The following is a 15,765-nucleotide window of genomic DNA, read 5'->3' as shown; positions in this document are numbered from 1 at the left end:
TTTCCCCATTTGCTTGGTTTAGCGGGATTCCCTTCTCAACCCAATTCCCTGATGTCTTTAACAACTTAGGCCAGCCTAAGTTAGAGCCTGGTGTGTGGAAATGCCAAATCACGTGAACACAATGCGCTTATCTCCGGTCTTAGTAGCAATTATTGCCGCTTCAGCAACCTTGAACCTGTCTACTCCTGCCAGAGGGCAAACCTCTGCACCTACGAAAGCAGGGGTCGAGTCCTCTAAGGATGTCAAGGTTGTTGCTACCAGCCCAACTGCGGCAGCAGACGTCTTGAAGCCAGCTTCATTACCCGCGATCGCGATTAGTTTGGAGACGGCAAAGCCAGGGGCTGTATTGGCTAGTAATAGCGTTGTAGTGCCAACCATTAGTGAACCGGAAGTTTTTCCAGCCGAGTTTAGGGCTCAAGCTCCTACCTCGTCGCCGACTTCACCTACTGAAACGCCTACCGAGACCACACCAACTGAGATTGCGCCCACCGAAATTACGCCAACTGACATAGAGTTGGACTCCACTCAAGAAACGCCCCCTGCACTAGGTGGGCCACCCCCAGGAACGGCGACTCCAGAGCAAGAAACGCCCAACGAAATTCAACTGGATGGAACACCAGCGCCTGGCCCAAGTATTGATTTCAACCTTCCTCCCCAAACTCCCCAAACTCCGACTTCGCCAGCCAATGGAGCTGAGGATGGCACCAACGGAGAAACTCAAGCTACCCCTGAGCAAGCAGAACCCCGCGTTTTAGTCGCCGAAGTGGTGGTTCAAGGTGTCACCGGAGAACTAGAGGACGAAGTTTACAACGCGATTCGGACTCGCCCGGGACGGACAACCACGCGATCGCAATTGCAAGAAGACATTAATGCTGTGTTCGCCACCGGATTTTTCTCTAGCGTGCGAGCCAATCCTTCAGATACACCGCTAGGGGTTCGTGTCACCTTTGATGTCCAAGCGAATCCAGTTCTGAATTCTGTACGAGTAGAGGGCAATCAAGTTCTGCCCCAAAGCGTCGTCGATGACATTTTTAAGGAGCAGTACGGTAGTATTCTCAACTTGCGTCGCTTCCAAGAAGGCGTCAAAGAAGTGAATAAGTGGTACCAAGACAAAGGTTATGTCCTGGCCCAAGTAATTGATACGCCCCAGGTGGCGGAAAACGGCACGGTGACTCTAGCCGTGGCTGAAGGCGTGGTTGAAGATGTTCAGGTTAAGTTTCTGAACAAAGACGGTGAGGAAACCAACGATGAGGGTGAGCCTGTTCGAGGCCGTACTCGCGACTTTATCATCACCCGTGAGTTTGCCCTCAAGCCAGGAGATGTGTTTAACCGGACTCAGGCTGAGAAGGACTTACAGCGCGTCTATGGCCTAGGGATTTTTGAAGATGTGCGGCTGTCTCTCAATCCGGGGCAAGACCCCCGCAAAGTAGTCGTGGTTGCCAATGTCACTGAGCGCAGCACGGGCTCTGCTGGAGCCGCACTAGGTATTAGTTCTGCCAGTGGCTTGTTTGGTAGTGTGAGCTACCAACAGCAAAACTTGGGTGGCAATAACCAAAAATTTAATGCCGAGGTGCAGGTAGGCCAGCGGGAGTTGCTGTTTGATGTCAGCTTTACTGACCCTTGGATTGCGGGCGATCCTTACCGAACTTCTTACACGCTCAATGTTTTCAACCGCCGATCGCTCTCTTTGATCTTTGATGGTGGCGAACCGGAAGTGGAATTACCTAACGGCGATCGCCCCCGGATTGACCGTTTGGGGGGTGGTATTACCTTTACCCGCCCACTGAGTCGTGATGTCTTTGCCGATTCTGAATGGACCGCTTCAGCCGGTTTGCAATACCAGCGCGTCTCAGTTCGTGACTCGGATCGAGAGATTACCCCATTCGATGAACTAGGGAATCAACTCAGCTTCAGTGATGACGGATCAGATAATTTGCTCACGGCTCAACTGGGTTTAGTTCGCGATCGCCGTAACAATCGACTGCGACCTACCAGCGGTTCTCTTCTGCGGTTTGGCACTGAGCAATCGATCCCAATCGGTGGGATTTTCTTCAATCGCCTCCGGGGTAGCTACAGCTACTACATTCCAGTCGATTACACCAAGTTTGCGGCAGGTCCAGAAGCGCTGGCTTTTAACGTCCAGGCAGGTACAGTCATTGGCGATCTACCTCCCTATGAGGCGTTTGCTTTAGGCGGTAGTAACTCGGTGCGAGGCTTTGATGAAGGGGATGTCGGGAGTGGTCGTAGCTTTATTCAAGCCACCGCTGAGTATCGCTTCCCGCTTTTCTCCATTCTAGGTGGGGCACTATTTCTAGACTACGCTACTGATCTAGGTTCTGGCTCCAGCGTTCCTGGAGATCCGGCGGGCGTTCGGGGCAAACCTGGTAGTGGTTTAGGATATGGTGTAGGCGTCAGAATTCAATCACCTTTAGGCCCAATCCGAATTGATTACGGCTTTAATGATGACGGCAACAGTCGTCTGCACTTCGGTATTGGAGAACGGTTCTAAAGTTCCATCCATTCAAGGTCACGATGCTTTCAGAGCCTAAAAACGTCCCGCCATCAGCATTGCCGAGCTCGCTATCGGCTCCTGTAGCGTTAATTTCTGGACAACAACAGACCTTAAAAAATGAGTTTGTTTGCTCTGGAGTAGGCTTGCACTTGGGGCTAAAAACTCAGGTGCGAGCGTTGCCTGCTGCTGAAAATCAAGGTCGCGTCTTTGTCCGGGTCGATTTAGCGAACGCCCCTGAAGTTGCGGCATCTGTGACATCGGTGCATGAAACAACGCTGTCTACAGAACTGGCCCAGGGAGAAGCTAAAGTCAGAACGGTAGAGCATCTGCTAGCAGCTTTGGCGGGTTTGGGAGTTGATAATGTCCGGATTGAAATTGATGGTCCTGAAGTCCCCCTACTCGACGGCTCCGCTCAGAGCTGGGTAGAAGCGATCGCCCAAGCAGGCATTGTTGCTCAAACAGCAGCTAGGCAAGCCTACACCTTGAGCGAACCCATTTGGGTTTACCAGGGCGATGCGTTTGTGGCAGCATTGCCAGCTCCAGTGTTGCGGTTTACTTATGGCATTGACTTTGATTTGCCTGCCATCGGCAATCAGTGGCACAGCTGGTCTCCGGACCAGGAAAATTTTGCCAAGGCGATCGCATCGGCTCGTACCTTTGGCTTAGCGCACCAAATTGAACACTTACAAGCCAATGGTTTAATTAAAGGTGGCAGCCTAGAAAATGCCTTAGTTTGTGGAACTGAAGGATGGCTTAACCCTCCCTTAAGATTTTCAAATGAGCCAGCGCGTCATAAACTTTTAGATTTAGTAGGGGATTTAAGTTTGTTAAATTTATTTCCCCAGGCTCACATTTTGGCTTACAAAGCTAGCCATCACTTACACACCCAACTGACACAGTTGATAGCTCAAAGGATGAGAGATGAAGGATGAATCTGGTGATTTTGTCTGGAATCTTGTATCTCGATCCAAATAGCTGCCTGACTGGAAAGCGCATCACATCCTTCACTACTGGCAAAACTACCCATGTCCACCTTGACTGATCTCAACACCACTGATGCCCCTAGCCATGTGGAGGCACAGGCCAATGGGAGCACCAAATCCTCTGGCTCAACCAAGCCTATTTTGGCAATTGAGGACATTCACAAGCTCCTGCCTCATCGTTATCCCTTCTCCCTAGTCGATCGCATTATCGAGTATGTACCAGGTGAGCGAGCTGTTGGGATCAAAAATGTCACCTTTAATGAACCCCATTTTCAGGGACACTTCCCTGGCAGGCCGATCATGCCTGGTGTCCTGATCGTAGAAGCAATGGCCCAGGTAGGCGGTGTGGTCCTGACTCAGATGTCGGACGTACAGGGCGGATTGTTCCTGTTTGCAGGCATCGATAAAGTTCGTTTCCGTCGTCCTGTAACTCCAGGAGACCAGTTGATCTTGACAGTGGAACTGCTATGCGTGAAGCGACGTCGTTTTGGTAAGATGCAGGGCCGAGCTGAAGTAGATGGTCAGCTAGTAGCCGAAGGCGAACTCATGTTTTCCTTGGTGGACTAATGCTCTGTACTCTTAAACTTTTGGGATGGTGCCTGGAGGCGCGCCCTTGACTACAACACTGATTCATCCAACAGCAGTTATTCATCCAGATGCCCAATTGCACTCGACTGTGCAAGTAGGGCCTTATGCCGTGATTGGGCCACAAGTCAAAGTCGGCCCTGATACCGTCATTGGTCCGCATGTGGTCCTAGATGGTCGGACGGAAATTGGGGCTCGCAATCACATTTTTCCGGGAGCCGCGATCGGTCTAGAGCCCCAAGACCTGAAATATGACGGCTCCGTGAGCTTAGTGCAAATTGGTGATGACAACCGCATTCGTGAGTTCGTCACCATTAATCGAGCGACACGGGCCGACGAAGTCACAGTGATTGGAAGTGGCAATCTGCTGATGGCCTATGTTCACGTTGGGCACAACTGCGTGGTTGAAGACAACGTGATTATTTCCAATGCTGTCTCTCTGGGGGGACATGTCCACATTGAGTCACGGGCAGTAATTGGCGGTGTGGGTGGTATTCACCAGTTTGTGCATGTAGGGCGGCTAGCCATGGTCGGTGGCATGAGCCGAGTCACTAGAGATATCCCTCCCTATATGCTGGTGGAGGGCAACCCCATCCGCGTCAGAACCCTCAACCAAGTGGGCTTAAAACGGGCTGGCATCGTAGATTTAGCCGATGGGCAAGTGTTTCAGTCTTTAAAAAAGGCGTTTCGCTTACTCTATCGTTCTGGCTTAACTCTAGAGCAGGCATTAGAAAAATTAGAGCTGTTGCCTGAGAATGAACACCTACAGCATCTCTGTCGGTTTCTGCAACTCTCGCAGTTAGAAGGGCGGCGTGGTCCCACTCCGGGGCGGCTCAAAGGTACGAGGAGCGGAGACTGACCCATGGGTGAACCAACCAATCAGGGGAGCGCGATCGCAGAGACTCCTGCTTCTTCCCGGAATATTCGCCTGTTTATTAGCACAGGTGAAGTTTCTGGTGATCTTCAGGGGGCGCTGCTGGTCACGGCCCTGAAGCGGCAAGCGCAAGCTCTGGGGATTGAGCTAGAAATTTTGGCCCTTGGCGGCGATCGCATGGCGCAAGCGGGGGCGACGCTTTTAGGGAACACCACAGCCATTGGGTCTGTGGGCCTCTTAGAATCATTGCCCTATGTTTGGCCGACGCTACAAATTCAGCGACGAGCTAAACAGTACTTGCGCCAATATCCCCCTGATTTAGTGGTCTTGATTGACTACCTCGGCCCCAACGTGGCCATAGGCGGCTATGTACGGCAGCATTTGCCCCAAGTGCCGATCGCTTACTTCATTGCGCCCCAAGAATGGGTTTGGTCGCTCAGCCCGCGCAACACAGCTCGCATTGTTAATATCACCGATCGCCTCTTAGCAATCTTTCCAGAAGAAGCCCGCTATTTTGCCGAGCATGGAGCCAAGGTGAGCTGGGTGGGGCATCCCTTGGTGGATCGGATGCAAGCTGCTCCCGATCGCGCCAGTGCTAGGCAAGCCCTAGGAATTCCAGATGACCAAGTTGCGATCGCCCTGCTCCCTGCCTCCCGTCGTCAAGAACTGAAGTATTTGATGCCCGTGATTTTCCAGGCAGCTCAACAAATTCAAGCGCAACTGCCTCAGGCTCATTTTTGGATTCCTGTCTCTTTGGAAGCTTACCGTTCGCCCATCGAACAGGCGATTCAACAGTATGGACTGCGGGCTACTGTGTTGGCAGGCCAACCCAGTAACTCTAAATTTGAGGAATCCATCACATTGCGAGCGATCGCGGCAGCCGATCTGGCCATTGGAAAATCGGGTACGGTTAACCTGGAAATTGCCCTCCTGAATGTCCCCCAGGTTGTCCTCTATCGAGTCGGTGCTGTCACCGCTTGGATTGCTCGCCATATTCTCAAGTTTTCCATCCCGTTCATGTCGCCGCCTAACTTGGTAGAAATGCGGTCTGTGGTGCCAGAGTTTCTGCAAGACCAAGCCACACCAGACAATATTGCTCAAGCAGGTTTGGAGTTATTGCTCAATCCGGTGCGGCGGCAACAGACTTTGGATAACTACCAATCCATGCGCCAAGCGATTGGGGAAGTCGGAGTCTGCGATCGCGCTGCCCAAGAGATTCTGCAACTCTTGCCCGCCAATTCATTACCCTCCTGACTGCTAGCAGCGGAATCTATGGAGCGGACTAAATTGCTAGTGGGAAAATATCCGTGATCGCTCGGTGCCAAATGTAACCACCACGAGGCACTCTGGAATCGTCATCTAATGTTGGCAATTCAACGTTTGCCTAGCCGCTATGCAGTCTTTAGTGCTTTCCCAAGCGTCTGATTTAGAAGAATTGATTGGCAGTATTTTCTTGTGTGGTAGCTTGACTGCAACAGAGTATCGATGGCTGATTACTCTGTCTACGGCCAGAGCGGCTCAAGAATCGGACAAAGTCTTAATTGATCGCGTCTTGTATGGGATTCGCCACGGCCTCTTGCAAATCGCAGAGGTGGCTTAAAAATTTGACTTTCTAAAAACTTGGCTTCAGAGGGTTCAGCTAATACATTCAACCTGCTCAGCTAAGTGAGCCCGTTACCGCGTAGGGCAACATATCACAGATAGAGCAACAATGGGTCGCAGCCCTTAGAATAGAAGTTTAGACTCCACAAATTATTTGAGTGCGATCGCCTTATGTCCTTGCCTATTGTTGCTATTCTTGGTCGTCCGAACGTGGGCAAGTCAACGATTGTGAACCGTTTGGCTGAAACGAAGGGTGCGATTGTTTTTGACGAGCCCGGTGTCACACGCGATCGCACCTACCAACCCGCTTATTGGCGCGATCGCGAATTTTTGGTGGTCGATACAGGCGGCTTAATCTTTGATGACGACACTGAATTTTTGCCGTTAATTCGGCAACAAGCGATGGCGGCTTTAGCCGAAGCCAGTGTGGCGATTTTTGTGGTAGATGGTCAAGAAGGCCCTACTACAGCTGATGAGGAAATTGCTACCTGGTTGCGGCAACAGTCTGTGCCTGTGTTGCTGACTGTCAATAAGTGTGAGTCTCCAGAGCAAGGAATGGCGCAAGCCGCTCAGTTTTGGAGTTTAGGTTTGGGTGAGCCTTATCCTGTTTCTGGGATTCACGGCAACGGTACTGGCGACCTCTTAGATGAAGCGCTCAAGCATTTGCCCCCGCAGGAGGAATTGCCAGAAACCTCAGAGATCAAAGTGGCGATCGTGGGGCGGCCTAATGTCGGCAAGTCAAGCTTACTTAATGCGTTCGTCGGTGAAAATCGCGCCATCGTCAGCCCGATCTCCGGTACCACCCGTGACAGCATTGACACAGTCGTAGAACGAGAAGGCCAAACCTATCGCTTAATTGATACGGCTGGCATTCGCAAGAAAAAGCATATTGAGTACGGTCCAGAGTTTTTCAGCATCAACCGCGCTTTCAAAGCCATTCGTCGAGCTGATGTCGTCTTGATGGTGCTTGATGCCCTAGATGGCGTGACTGAGCAAGACCAGAAACTGGCAGGTCGAATTGCAGATGAAGGGCGAGCTTGCATTATTGTGGTTAACAAATGGGATGCAGTTGAAAAAGACGCTTACACCATTTATGACTATGGAGAGCAAGTTAAAAGCCGCTTGCAGTTTACCGAATGGGCACCGTTGATCTTTGTCAGTGCTGAGACAGGGCAGCGAGTTGAGAAGATTCTAGAACTGGTGAATACAGCCGCTGAGCAGCATAAACGGCGGGTGACAACCTCAGTGATTAATGAGGTTTTGGAGGAGGCTGGGAATTGGCATTCGCCCCCGACCACGCGCCAAGGTCGTCAGGGCAGAATTTATTATGGCACTCAAGTGAGTACGCAGCCACCTACGATCGCGCTGTTTGTGAATGAAGCTAAGTTGTTTAATGACAACTATCGCCGTTATATTGAGCGACAATTTCGTGAGAGTTTGGGATTTACAGGTACGCCAATCCGCATGATTTGGCGGAGCAAGAAGGTGCGAGAAATGGAGCGGGGTAGCGCTAACCGGGCCACTCGTGTTTAACAATGAAGTGATTGAGAGTTTCATCCCCCAAATCGAATGGATCTGCTGCGATCGCTGCCATTAGGACTGTACCTAGAACAACCGCAAACTTGGCTTCATAAGCTTGATCCCCGTGTCAAGCTAGCTTGGTTAATGAGTTTTTTGCTGGCCCCTCTCCTAGCAAATCCCCTCTGGCGCTTGTTCTTGGTGGTGGTATTAGTCCTACTCACCTTGATAGCGATGATTCCGTTTCGGGTTTGGCGGCAGCAAATGGCTTGGTTATTGATGCTGGGCTTCTTTGTCTTTTTGCTGACTGCGATCGCTCCAGATGGGTTGAGTGCGGAGCAGCAACCTCGCCTACCCTCCAATGAGCTAGCCTTTGCCCAGCAATCTGCGACTCCAGCAACAGCACAACGGCCTGTATGGCTCGATCCTCGCCGCTGGCTGACCAGAGACTCGGTTGATGCCAATGGTGAACGTCAATCTGAGCAACAGCCTAATCAGCAGGCTCTGACTGAGTCTTTACCGCAGCCCACGGCTTATAACTATGTGCTGTTTAAGCAAAAACCATTTTTGGTAACGCGGCGATCGCTGGACTTAGGAGTTCGGGTTAGCACTTTGCTGTTTACTTTGATTTACAGCACGAACCTATTCCTGCTCACTACCGCGCCTGAGGAAATTACTGCCGGTCTAGAAACTTTGATGCGACCGCTGCGCCGCTTGAACTGGCCTGTTACCGAGATTGTGTTAACCCTAACTTTGTCACTCCGGTTTATTCCGTTGGTGCTAGAAGAAGTGCAAAATTTGATTCGCTCCGTGCGGACTCGGGCGATTAACTGGAAAAAGTTAGGGTTTCGTGGGGCAATTCAAGTTTGGATGCTAATCGCAGAGCGGCTACTAGAAAATTTGTTGCTACGGGCAGAGCAGATTGCTAGTGCGATGAAAGTGCGCGGCTTTACTAGCCCTAACCAACATCGGGTACAGTGGCATCAACTACGACTGGGCCGTGGCGATTGGTTAGCTTTATTAGCGCTGTTAGGCTTGTGGGGAGCTCGTTTGATTTGGGGATCGGAAGTTTCATAGTCGTCGTACCTCACTATGCATCCAATTCAACCTTGGTATTGGCGATCGCTCCCCTTAGCAGACCGCACTGGTTCGCAAATCTTCGCTGCCTTATTCCATCAGCCCATCACTCAAGCCACTTCCGAATCTGCGATCGCTACCCTCCTAGAAAGCCCTTACCCATTGGGTAATCTAGGTGCTCCTAGTGCTTTGCAGCAAGCCCAAGCCCGTTACTCAATTTGTGCTGGGGCTCCTCGTGTGCTGAATGGCCAGTTGCAGCTTTGGACGCCTGAAGTGGGCAATATTTTGCCGTTTCTGGAGCAACTGCTACAACGCCAGAACTTTGGTTCAGCGGATGAGCGATCGCGCCCAGATGCTTTGCCGTTTACGGGAGGTTGGTTGGGTTGGTTGGGTTACGACTTAGCTTGGGAAATTGAGCATTTGCCCCAGCTCAAATCAGATGCGCTGCCGTTTCCCGTAGCTTATTGGTACGAGCCAGACTGCTTTGCAGTTTTAGACCATTGGGAGCAAACTCTTTGGTTAGCTGCAACTAATGAGCCACAACTAGATCAATTGGAGGAGCAATTGGCTCTCAGTCAGGAGGCTGGGAACTACAAATCGCTAAGCCTGAGTCAAAATGCACCGCTAACAGCTCCCTCCCTCCTGCCTAAATTTCATACGGCTCAAGCTGATTACGAAGCCGCCGTTCTCAAAGCCAAGGGCTACATTACGGCTGGAGACATTTTTCAGACTAATCTTTCGGTACGCTTTGAAGCAGACTTGACGGGCGATAGTTGGTCGCTTTACCGCGCCTTACAGCAAGTGAACCCTTCTCCTTTTGCCAGCTATTGGCAGACTCCTTGGGGAGATGTTGTCAGTTGTTCTCCGGAGCGACTCGTGCAATTGCAGGGGCGACAAGCTCAAACGCGACCGATCGCCGGGACGCGATCGCGGGGCACAACGCCCGAACAAGACCAAGCGCAGCAGCAAGAACTACTAGCCAGCGCCAAAGAACAAGCGGAACACATCATGCTGGTTGATTTGGAGCGCAATGATTTAGGCCGAGTTTGTGAATGGGGTTCGGTGGCGGTGAATGAACTCCTCACGATTGAGTACTACAGCCACGTCATGCATTTGGTGAGTAACGTGATTGGCACTCTCCAGCCTGGATACAACAGCATCGATTTGATTCGGGGTGTGTTTCCTGGCGGCACAATTACGGGTTGTCCCAAAGTTCGCTGTATGGAAATCATTGAAGAGTTGGAACCTGTGCGGCGCAGTTTGTTCTATGGCTCCTGTGGCTACTTAGATTGGCGTGGTCACCTCGACCTGAATATTTTGATTCGGACCTTGCTGGTTACTAAAGGCGATCGCCTTCCACAAAGTAACCCACATCAAAGTTTCAAGGTCTGGGGCCAAGTGGGAGCGGGAATTGTAGCTGATAGCGATCCGGAACGAGAGTGGTATGAGTCGCTGCACAAAGCGCAAGCCCAGTTAGCAGCCTTACGACTTGTAGAATTACAGGCTGAAACCAGTCCTTGAAACAGAAGTCTGTGGCAAAAACTCTGCTAACCAATAGCAGGCCGAGTTTCGGTAGCAAAAGGGCACAGTTTCTCCTAAAGTGATGAAATCTGGTCGTTAAAGATAGGTTTGCTTGAATATTCGCCTTGGGACAGATATTGTCTACATTCCTCGCATTCAAGCGGCACTGGACCGTTTTGGGGAGCGGTTTTTGCAACGAGTTTACACCCCCACCGAGCAGCAGGACGCTGGGGCTTTGATTCAAGTCCCTGTTCGGGTTGGTCTTCGCGAAAAGCGAACTGATGTTTCAGCAAGTCGTTTAGCAGGACGCTGGGCTGCCAAGGAGGCTGTTGCGAAAGCCTTAGGTACTGGCTGGCGAGGTCTGCGCTACACCGATATTGAAGTTCAACGTCAGCCCAGTGGACAGCCAAAAGTTTGTCTCTATGGAGCGGCGGCGATCGCGGTGTCTACGTGGGGAGACTATCATTGGCAAGTGAGCCTGAGTCATGATGGTGATTATGCGATCGCGACGGCAATTGCCTTTTGCCGCGACTAGTTTGCCGTGACTAGATAGTGAATTGCCTTAAATCTTGCATGGAATTCTACGGAATTCTATTGGGCTAAGAATTCTATTGGGCTAATTTGAACTAATTAGTCACGCTTAGAGCGATACTGAAACAGACTCCACGATTTAATAATATTGTTGGCGATCGCAACTACCAAATTTGGCTTGTAATCTAAACCTTAATTTTGACCTAGCTATTGCTGCCAGCTTGAAGCTGAATGAGTACTGAAACTTATCTGAATCACCCCACCTTTGGTTTACTCTTCAGGATTTGTCTTGTTGAGGAAAGCCAAGAACTGTTTGCGACTTTGTATGCCCAACGGCTCTTTTTTATGGTGCATAGCGGACCCAGTGGCTTAAAGTTTGAACCTATTGGTCGGACAGATGCCCGGATCTTAGTCGAGAATCGGCTGCGGCTGCTACGGCGGGCAGGGCAGGCTAAAGAGCAAGAGCAGCTACAGGCCATCTACAAACAAACTTTCCAATAAGGCTCCCATCGCGCTGTCGCCTTTATATTCGACGCAATGACTTTATCCCAGCCAAGCATCTATAGCGATCGCATTGCTAGCATTCAGCAGGGCTTACCTCCTGCGGTAAAGTTGATTGCTGTGACTAAGCAGGTGCCAGTGGCAGCAATGCGAGCTGCTTATGCAGCAGGTGTGCGGGATTTTGGCGAGAGTCGGATTCAAGAAACTGAAGCTAAGCAAGCTGAACTACAAGATTTGCCAGATATTACCTGGCACTTAATTGGACGCTTGCAAAGTAACAAAGCCCAAAAAGCTTTGGAGCTATTTCAATGGATTCATTCGGTAGATTGCCTGAAGTTAGCCCAGCGGCTCGATCGCTTGGCCGAGCCGTTGCTAGTGAAGCCGCAAGTTTGTTTGCAAGTCAAACTTTTGCCTGATCCCAACAAAACGGGTTGGACAGTAGATGACCTGTGGTCCGACTTGCCACAACTCGATCTCTACCACAACCTGAAAATTCAAGGATTGATGACAATTCCACCGCTAGGGCTGAGCGAATCGGACACCTTAACCGTGTTTCAGCAGGCGCAAGAATTAGCGGAGAAAATTCGGCAGAAGAGTTGGGCTAATATCCAGATGGCTCAGCTTTCAATGGGAATGTCCAATGACTATCGGCTGGCTGTGCAAGCAGGGGCGACAATGATCCGCTTGGGCACAATTTTATTTGGAGAACGGGGTATCTAACCTCTTGCCTAAATTCCTAGACCCAGGTAGTATGTGCATGCTTTATTTATTAGGCAGTATTAGTAACAAGAGCTTGCAATCCCTCCATGAAGTCTGGCTTCTGTTGTGTTGTGTTAATTGCCACCACGCTCTTGCGCCTGTAAATCAACACTGCACTTCTGGCTTTTTCTGAGATTACAAGTAAGAAATCGATGTATACTGTGGAGTCAATTCAGGAAAGTCAGCCAGGGTGTTCGCAAGCTTCATTATGGATTGGGCTCTTAATTTTTTATTAAAGTCCGACCGTAAGCTTCAACTAGGAGGCACGCTTTTCAAGGGCTTAAGTCAATTTAGGTCTACTAGCGTTGTTTCCTCCTAATTAATGAAGTTGTTTACTGAAGGTAACTATTGTTGTGATGGAGCGTGAACCGTGAACAATATTTTCACGAAGTTACGGGATTTTGTTGGTTTTAACGATCCCGTCGATTATGAGTATGAGTATGACGAGACGGATGGGGAAGAATATCAAAATCTCTATCGAGAAGAGAACCCCCAACCCGCGCCAGAGGAAGATGCCCGGAATCGCCGTCGCATTCGTGAGCGCGTATCAATGTCCACTGAAACAGGAATTGGTTCAACCATGAATAACGTAATTGGCATGCCGGGAGCCATCAATGGCCTCTCTGAAGTGGTGGTAATGGAGCCTCGTTCTTTTGAGGAAATGCCTCAAGCCATCCAAGCCTTGCGCGAACGGAAGTCAGTGGTTTTGAACCTGACGATCATGGACCCCGACCAAGCTCAACGAGCCGTTGATTTTGTGGCAGGTGGTACCTACGCGATTGATGGTCATCAAGAGCGGATTGGCGAAAGCATTTTCCTCTTCACCCCCAACTGCGTGCAAGTTACGACTCAAGCAGGTGTGGTTCAAGAAGCGCCTCAGCCTCAAGCGCGCCCCAGCCGTCCTGCTGCTCCTACGCCCGCTTGGACTGCTGAGCAAGCTCGCATGGCTTAGTAGCTCACTAGCTACAGCTTACGTTCGCTTTGTTGTCTATCAATTAAGCCAAGTCTGTGAGTGGATCGAAGTTTCGATATCACTCATAAAAGATTTGGCGCAGAGACTCCTGTTAAATCGCACTAATTTATATAGGAGACAGCAAACAGGTTGTCTGCAAAATTTGGTTTAATTGGCGGCGGGGTAATGGGGGAAGCTCTGTTATCCCGCCTCGTCGCTCAAAAAATTTATCAGCCTTCAGAAGTCATTGTCAGTGAGCCACACCCACCGCGACGTGATTTTTTGGCACAACAATATGGTGTTGCTGTGACTTCAGAGAACGAAGTCGCTTTCGAGGCAACTGAAATTGTGTTGCTGGCGGTTAAACCGCAGGTGTTTGATGCTGTTGCGGTTAAGCTAGCTCCCAAACTGACAGGACGCGATCGCCTCCCGATTGTGCTTTCTATCTTGGCGGGGGTGCCGCTGCACAAGTTAGAAGATGCTTTCCCTGCATGCCCAGTCGTGCGCGCCATGCCTAATACACCTGCCACTGTGGGAGCGGGAATGACCGCGATCGCCCCTGGGAAATTAGCTCAGCCTGTTCACTTAGAACAAGCTCGAACTATTTTTGGGTCTGTGGGCGAAGTGGTAGAGGTGCCAGAAAATTTGATCGATGCGGTAACGGGGCTCTCTGGTTCTGGACCCGGTTACGTGGCGATTGCGATAGAAGCCCTGACTGACGGTGGGGTAGCGGCAGGATTACCACGGGCGATTGCAGCGAAGTTAGCTTTGCAAACGGTCTTAGGTACAGCGCAGCTTCTACATGAATCGGGAATGCATCCAGCAGAGCTGAAGGATCGTGTCACCAGTCCAGGAGGCACAACGATCGCTGGGATTGCTCAATTGGAGCAAGCAGGATTTCGCTCGGCTTTGATTCAAGCTGTGACCAAAGCCTGCGATCGCGCCAAGGAGCTAGGCAGCTAAAGCTGCACACCTCGAATTGAGTAATCGAGTAGTTCAATCGGGTGCATGATCGCTAAGTCCTTACCCGCATCTGGCATATGCTTCTTGATTTGTAAGCTACAGCCAGGATTGGGTGAGGCGATCATTTGTGCGCCTGTAGCGAGCAAGTTTTGAGCTTTCTGCTGACCGAGTTCGGCAGCCACTTCAGGTTGCAGCATGTTGTAGACTCCAGCGCTGCCACAACATAAGGCTCCATCAATAGGCTCGCGCAACTGCACTCCAGGAATTTGTTGTAAAAGTTGGCGCGGCGGCACGCTGATTTTTTGCCCATGCAAGAGATGGCAAGCATCGTGGTAAACCAAGGTTAGAGGTTGCTCCTGCAACGGAGAAAGTGTAGCTGTTAAGCCAACCGTGACGAGAAACTCCTGCACATCTCTAACTTTGCTAGCAAAAGCTTTGGCTTTCTCGCGGTAAAGCGGGTCATCTTGCAAAATGTGACCGTATTCCTTCAAGGTATGGCCGCAGCCTGCTGCGTTAATAATGATGAAATCAACATTCGTGCCCTCGAAGCTATCGATCATTTGCCGAGCGATCGCTTGAGCTTGCTGTTCTTGACCTTGGTGAGCAGGAAGCGCGGAGCAACAACCTTGCGTGGGGGGCACGACAACTTCGCACCCATTGGCTGTGAGCACTCGCACCGTGGCTTCGTTGACGTCGGGGAAGAACAAACGCTGGACACAGCCGAGAATCATGCCGACTCGGTAGCGCTGTTGTCCTTGAGCGGGAATTAAAGTCGGGATCGAGTTCTGAAACGATTTGAGGGAAACCTGCGGCAGCAACGACTCCATTGCTGCCAGTTGAGGCGAGATCTGTTTCAGCCAGCCTAAGGAGCGCACGAGTTTTTGTAGCCCAGATTGTTGGTAGATTCCCAAGGGGCCTAGCAGCAACCGCAGGCGTTCTGGGTAAGGGAATAGCGAGAAAATCAAGCGTCGCAGCAATCGGTCAGGGAGCGATCGCGAATAGTTACGCTCAATTTGGGGCCGCATCGCCGCAATCAGTTTGTCGTACTGCACGCCCGAGGGACAGGCAGTGGTGCAAGCAAGGCAACCCAAGCAAGTATCAAAGTGCTGCACGGAAGCTTCAGACAAGGGTGCTTTGCCCTCCTCGATCGCATCCATTAGATAGATACGGCCTCTGGGCGAGTCCATTTCTGTTCCTAAAACTCGATAACTAGGGCAGGTCGTCAAGCAGAAGCCACAATGCACGCAAGCATCAATCAGTTTGGGGTCAGGCGGGTGATGATCATCAAAGCCCTGAAAGTCGGCTAGAGTGGCAGGCCTTTGGTTGCTGGGGGGGGCGCTGGATGAATGGTTTGACTGAGGAACAAGAGAGTCTGAAGTTTGCATGC

Annotated in this window: 15 protein-coding genes; 14 read left to right on the top strand and 1 reads right to left on the bottom strand. The window is 50.8% G+C overall.

Annotation, left to right across the window (positions count from 1 at the left end):
* Window positions 1-100 precede the first annotated feature (100 nt).
* From NDA01_RS14625 to proC, 14 genes are all read left to right on the top strand, one after another.
* Entirely contained in the window at window positions 101-2,509 is a 2,409-nt protein-coding gene (locus NDA01_RS14625) for a BamA/TamA family outer membrane protein (RefSeq protein WP_348228506.1), read from the top strand.
* A gap of 23 nt (window positions 2,510-2,532) precedes the next feature.
* Complete coding sequence (gene lpxC, locus NDA01_RS14620; protein ID WP_348228505.1) at window positions 2,533-3,444, top strand: UDP-3-O-acyl-N-acetylglucosamine deacetylase; 912 nt, start codon at window positions 2,533-2,535, stop codon at window positions 3,442-3,444.
* Window positions 3,445-3,537: 93 nt separating this feature from the next.
* Window positions 3,538-4,062, top strand: coding sequence for a 3-hydroxyacyl-ACP dehydratase FabZ (gene fabZ / locus NDA01_RS14615; RefSeq protein ID WP_348228504.1), 525 nt, complete (start codon window positions 3,538-3,540; stop codon window positions 4,060-4,062).
* 46 nt (window positions 4,063-4,108) lie between these two features.
* Complete coding sequence (gene lpxA, locus NDA01_RS14610) at window positions 4,109-4,939, top strand: acyl-ACP--UDP-N-acetylglucosamine O-acyltransferase (protein ID WP_348228503.1); 831 nt, start codon at window positions 4,109-4,111, stop codon at window positions 4,937-4,939.
* A 3-nt stretch (window positions 4,940-4,942) separates the two neighbouring features.
* On the top strand, window positions 4,943-6,208 hold the full coding sequence (gene lpxB, locus NDA01_RS14605) for a lipid-A-disaccharide synthase (RefSeq protein WP_431193405.1): 1,266 nt from the start codon (window positions 4,943-4,945) through the stop codon (window positions 6,206-6,208).
* 139 nt (window positions 6,209-6,347) lie between these two features.
* Window positions 6,348-6,554, top strand: coding sequence for a hypothetical protein (locus NDA01_RS14600; RefSeq protein WP_190431753.1), 207 nt, complete (start codon window positions 6,348-6,350; stop codon window positions 6,552-6,554).
* A 173-nt stretch (window positions 6,555-6,727) separates the two neighbouring features.
* The gene (gene der / locus NDA01_RS14595; RefSeq protein ID WP_190431754.1) at window positions 6,728-8,089 is read left to right on the top strand and encodes a ribosome biogenesis GTPase Der; all 1,362 of its coding nucleotides are present in this window, start codon (window positions 6,728-6,730) and stop codon (window positions 8,087-8,089) included.
* 36 nt (window positions 8,090-8,125) lie between these two features.
* The gene (locus NDA01_RS14590; RefSeq protein ID WP_348228502.1) at window positions 8,126-9,151 is read left to right on the top strand and encodes an energy-coupling factor transporter transmembrane component T family protein; all 1,026 of its coding nucleotides are present in this window, start codon (window positions 8,126-8,128) and stop codon (window positions 9,149-9,151) included.
* A gap of 15 nt (window positions 9,152-9,166) precedes the next feature.
* Window positions 9,167-10,672 (top strand): anthranilate synthase component I, encoded by a 1,506-nt coding sequence (locus tag NDA01_RS14585; RefSeq protein ID WP_348228501.1) that lies wholly within the window; start codon window positions 9,167-9,169, stop codon window positions 10,670-10,672.
* Between the two features lie 112 nt (window positions 10,673-10,784).
* The gene (gene acpS / locus NDA01_RS14580; RefSeq protein WP_348228500.1) at window positions 10,785-11,207 is read left to right on the top strand and encodes a holo-ACP synthase; all 423 of its coding nucleotides are present in this window, start codon (window positions 10,785-10,787) and stop codon (window positions 11,205-11,207) included.
* Window positions 11,208-11,434: 227 nt separating this feature from the next.
* Window positions 11,435-11,704: a transcriptional coactivator PipX gene (gene pipX / locus NDA01_RS14575; protein ID WP_190555932.1), complete on the top strand. Its 270-nt coding sequence runs from the start codon at window positions 11,435-11,437 to the stop codon at window positions 11,702-11,704.
* Window positions 11,705-11,740: 36 nt separating this feature from the next.
* Window positions 11,741-12,424, top strand: a complete 684-nt coding sequence (locus NDA01_RS14570; protein WP_348228499.1) for a YggS family pyridoxal phosphate-dependent enzyme — start codon at window positions 11,741-11,743, stop codon at window positions 12,422-12,424.
* Window positions 12,425-12,833: 409 nt separating this feature from the next.
* On the top strand, window positions 12,834-13,415 hold the full coding sequence (locus NDA01_RS14565) for a cell division protein SepF (protein ID WP_190431762.1): 582 nt from the start codon (window positions 12,834-12,836) through the stop codon (window positions 13,413-13,415).
* Window positions 13,416-13,565: 150 nt separating this feature from the next.
* On the top strand, window positions 13,566-14,378 hold the full coding sequence (gene proC, locus NDA01_RS14560; RefSeq protein ID WP_348228498.1) for a pyrroline-5-carboxylate reductase: 813 nt from the start codon (window positions 13,566-13,568) through the stop codon (window positions 14,376-14,378).
* Here the strand turns inward: proC and NDA01_RS14555 are convergent.
* Window positions 14,375-15,763 (bottom strand): (Fe-S)-binding protein, encoded by a 1,389-nt coding sequence (locus NDA01_RS14555; protein WP_348228497.1) that lies wholly within the window; start codon window positions 15,761-15,763, stop codon window positions 14,375-14,377. The two genes, proC and NDA01_RS14555, sit on opposite strands and share 4 nt — an antisense overlap.
* Between the last annotated feature and the right edge of the window lie 2 nt (window positions 15,764-15,765).

Origin of the sequence: Trichocoleus desertorum AS-A10 (assembly GCF_039962155.1) — a bacterium.
GTDB lineage: Bacteria > Cyanobacteriota > Cyanobacteriia > FACHB-46 > FACHB-46 > Trichocoleus.
Note: the sequence above shows the minus strand (reverse complement) of the source record. Positions and strands in the feature narration are given on the sequence as shown.

Bases quoted from the DNA above. Each gene is read 5' to 3' on its own strand.
- NDA01_RS14625 (WP_348228506.1), top strand. From the start codon at position 101: ATGCCAAATCACGTGAACACAATGCGCTTATCTCCGGTCTTAGTAGCA.
- lpxC (WP_348228505.1), top strand. From the start codon at position 2,533: ATGCTTTCAGAGCCTAAAAACGTCCCGCCATCAGCATTGCCGAGCTCG.
- fabZ (WP_348228504.1), top strand. From the start codon at position 3,538: ATGTCCACCTTGACTGATCTCAACACCACTGATGCCCCTAGCCATGTG.
- lpxB (WP_431193405.1), top strand. From the start codon at position 4,943: ATGGGTGAACCAACCAATCAGGGGAGCGCGATCGCAGAGACTCCTGCT.
- NDA01_RS14600 (WP_190431753.1), top strand. From the start codon at position 6,348: ATGCAGTCTTTAGTGCTTTCCCAAGCGTCTGATTTAGAAGAATTGATT.
- der (WP_190431754.1), top strand. From the start codon at position 6,728: ATGTCCTTGCCTATTGTTGCTATTCTTGGTCGTCCGAACGTGGGCAAG.
- NDA01_RS14590 (WP_348228502.1), top strand. From the start codon at position 8,126: ATGGATCTGCTGCGATCGCTGCCATTAGGACTGTACCTAGAACAACCG.
- NDA01_RS14585 (WP_348228501.1), top strand. From the start codon at position 9,167: ATGCATCCAATTCAACCTTGGTATTGGCGATCGCTCCCCTTAGCAGAC.
- pipX (WP_190555932.1), top strand. From the start codon at position 11,435: ATGAGTACTGAAACTTATCTGAATCACCCCACCTTTGGTTTACTCTTC.
- NDA01_RS14570 (WP_348228499.1), top strand. From the start codon at position 11,741: ATGACTTTATCCCAGCCAAGCATCTATAGCGATCGCATTGCTAGCATT.
- NDA01_RS14555 (WP_348228497.1), bottom strand. From the start codon at position 15,763: ATGCAAACTTCAGACTCTCTTGTTCCTCAGTCAAACCATTCATCCAGC.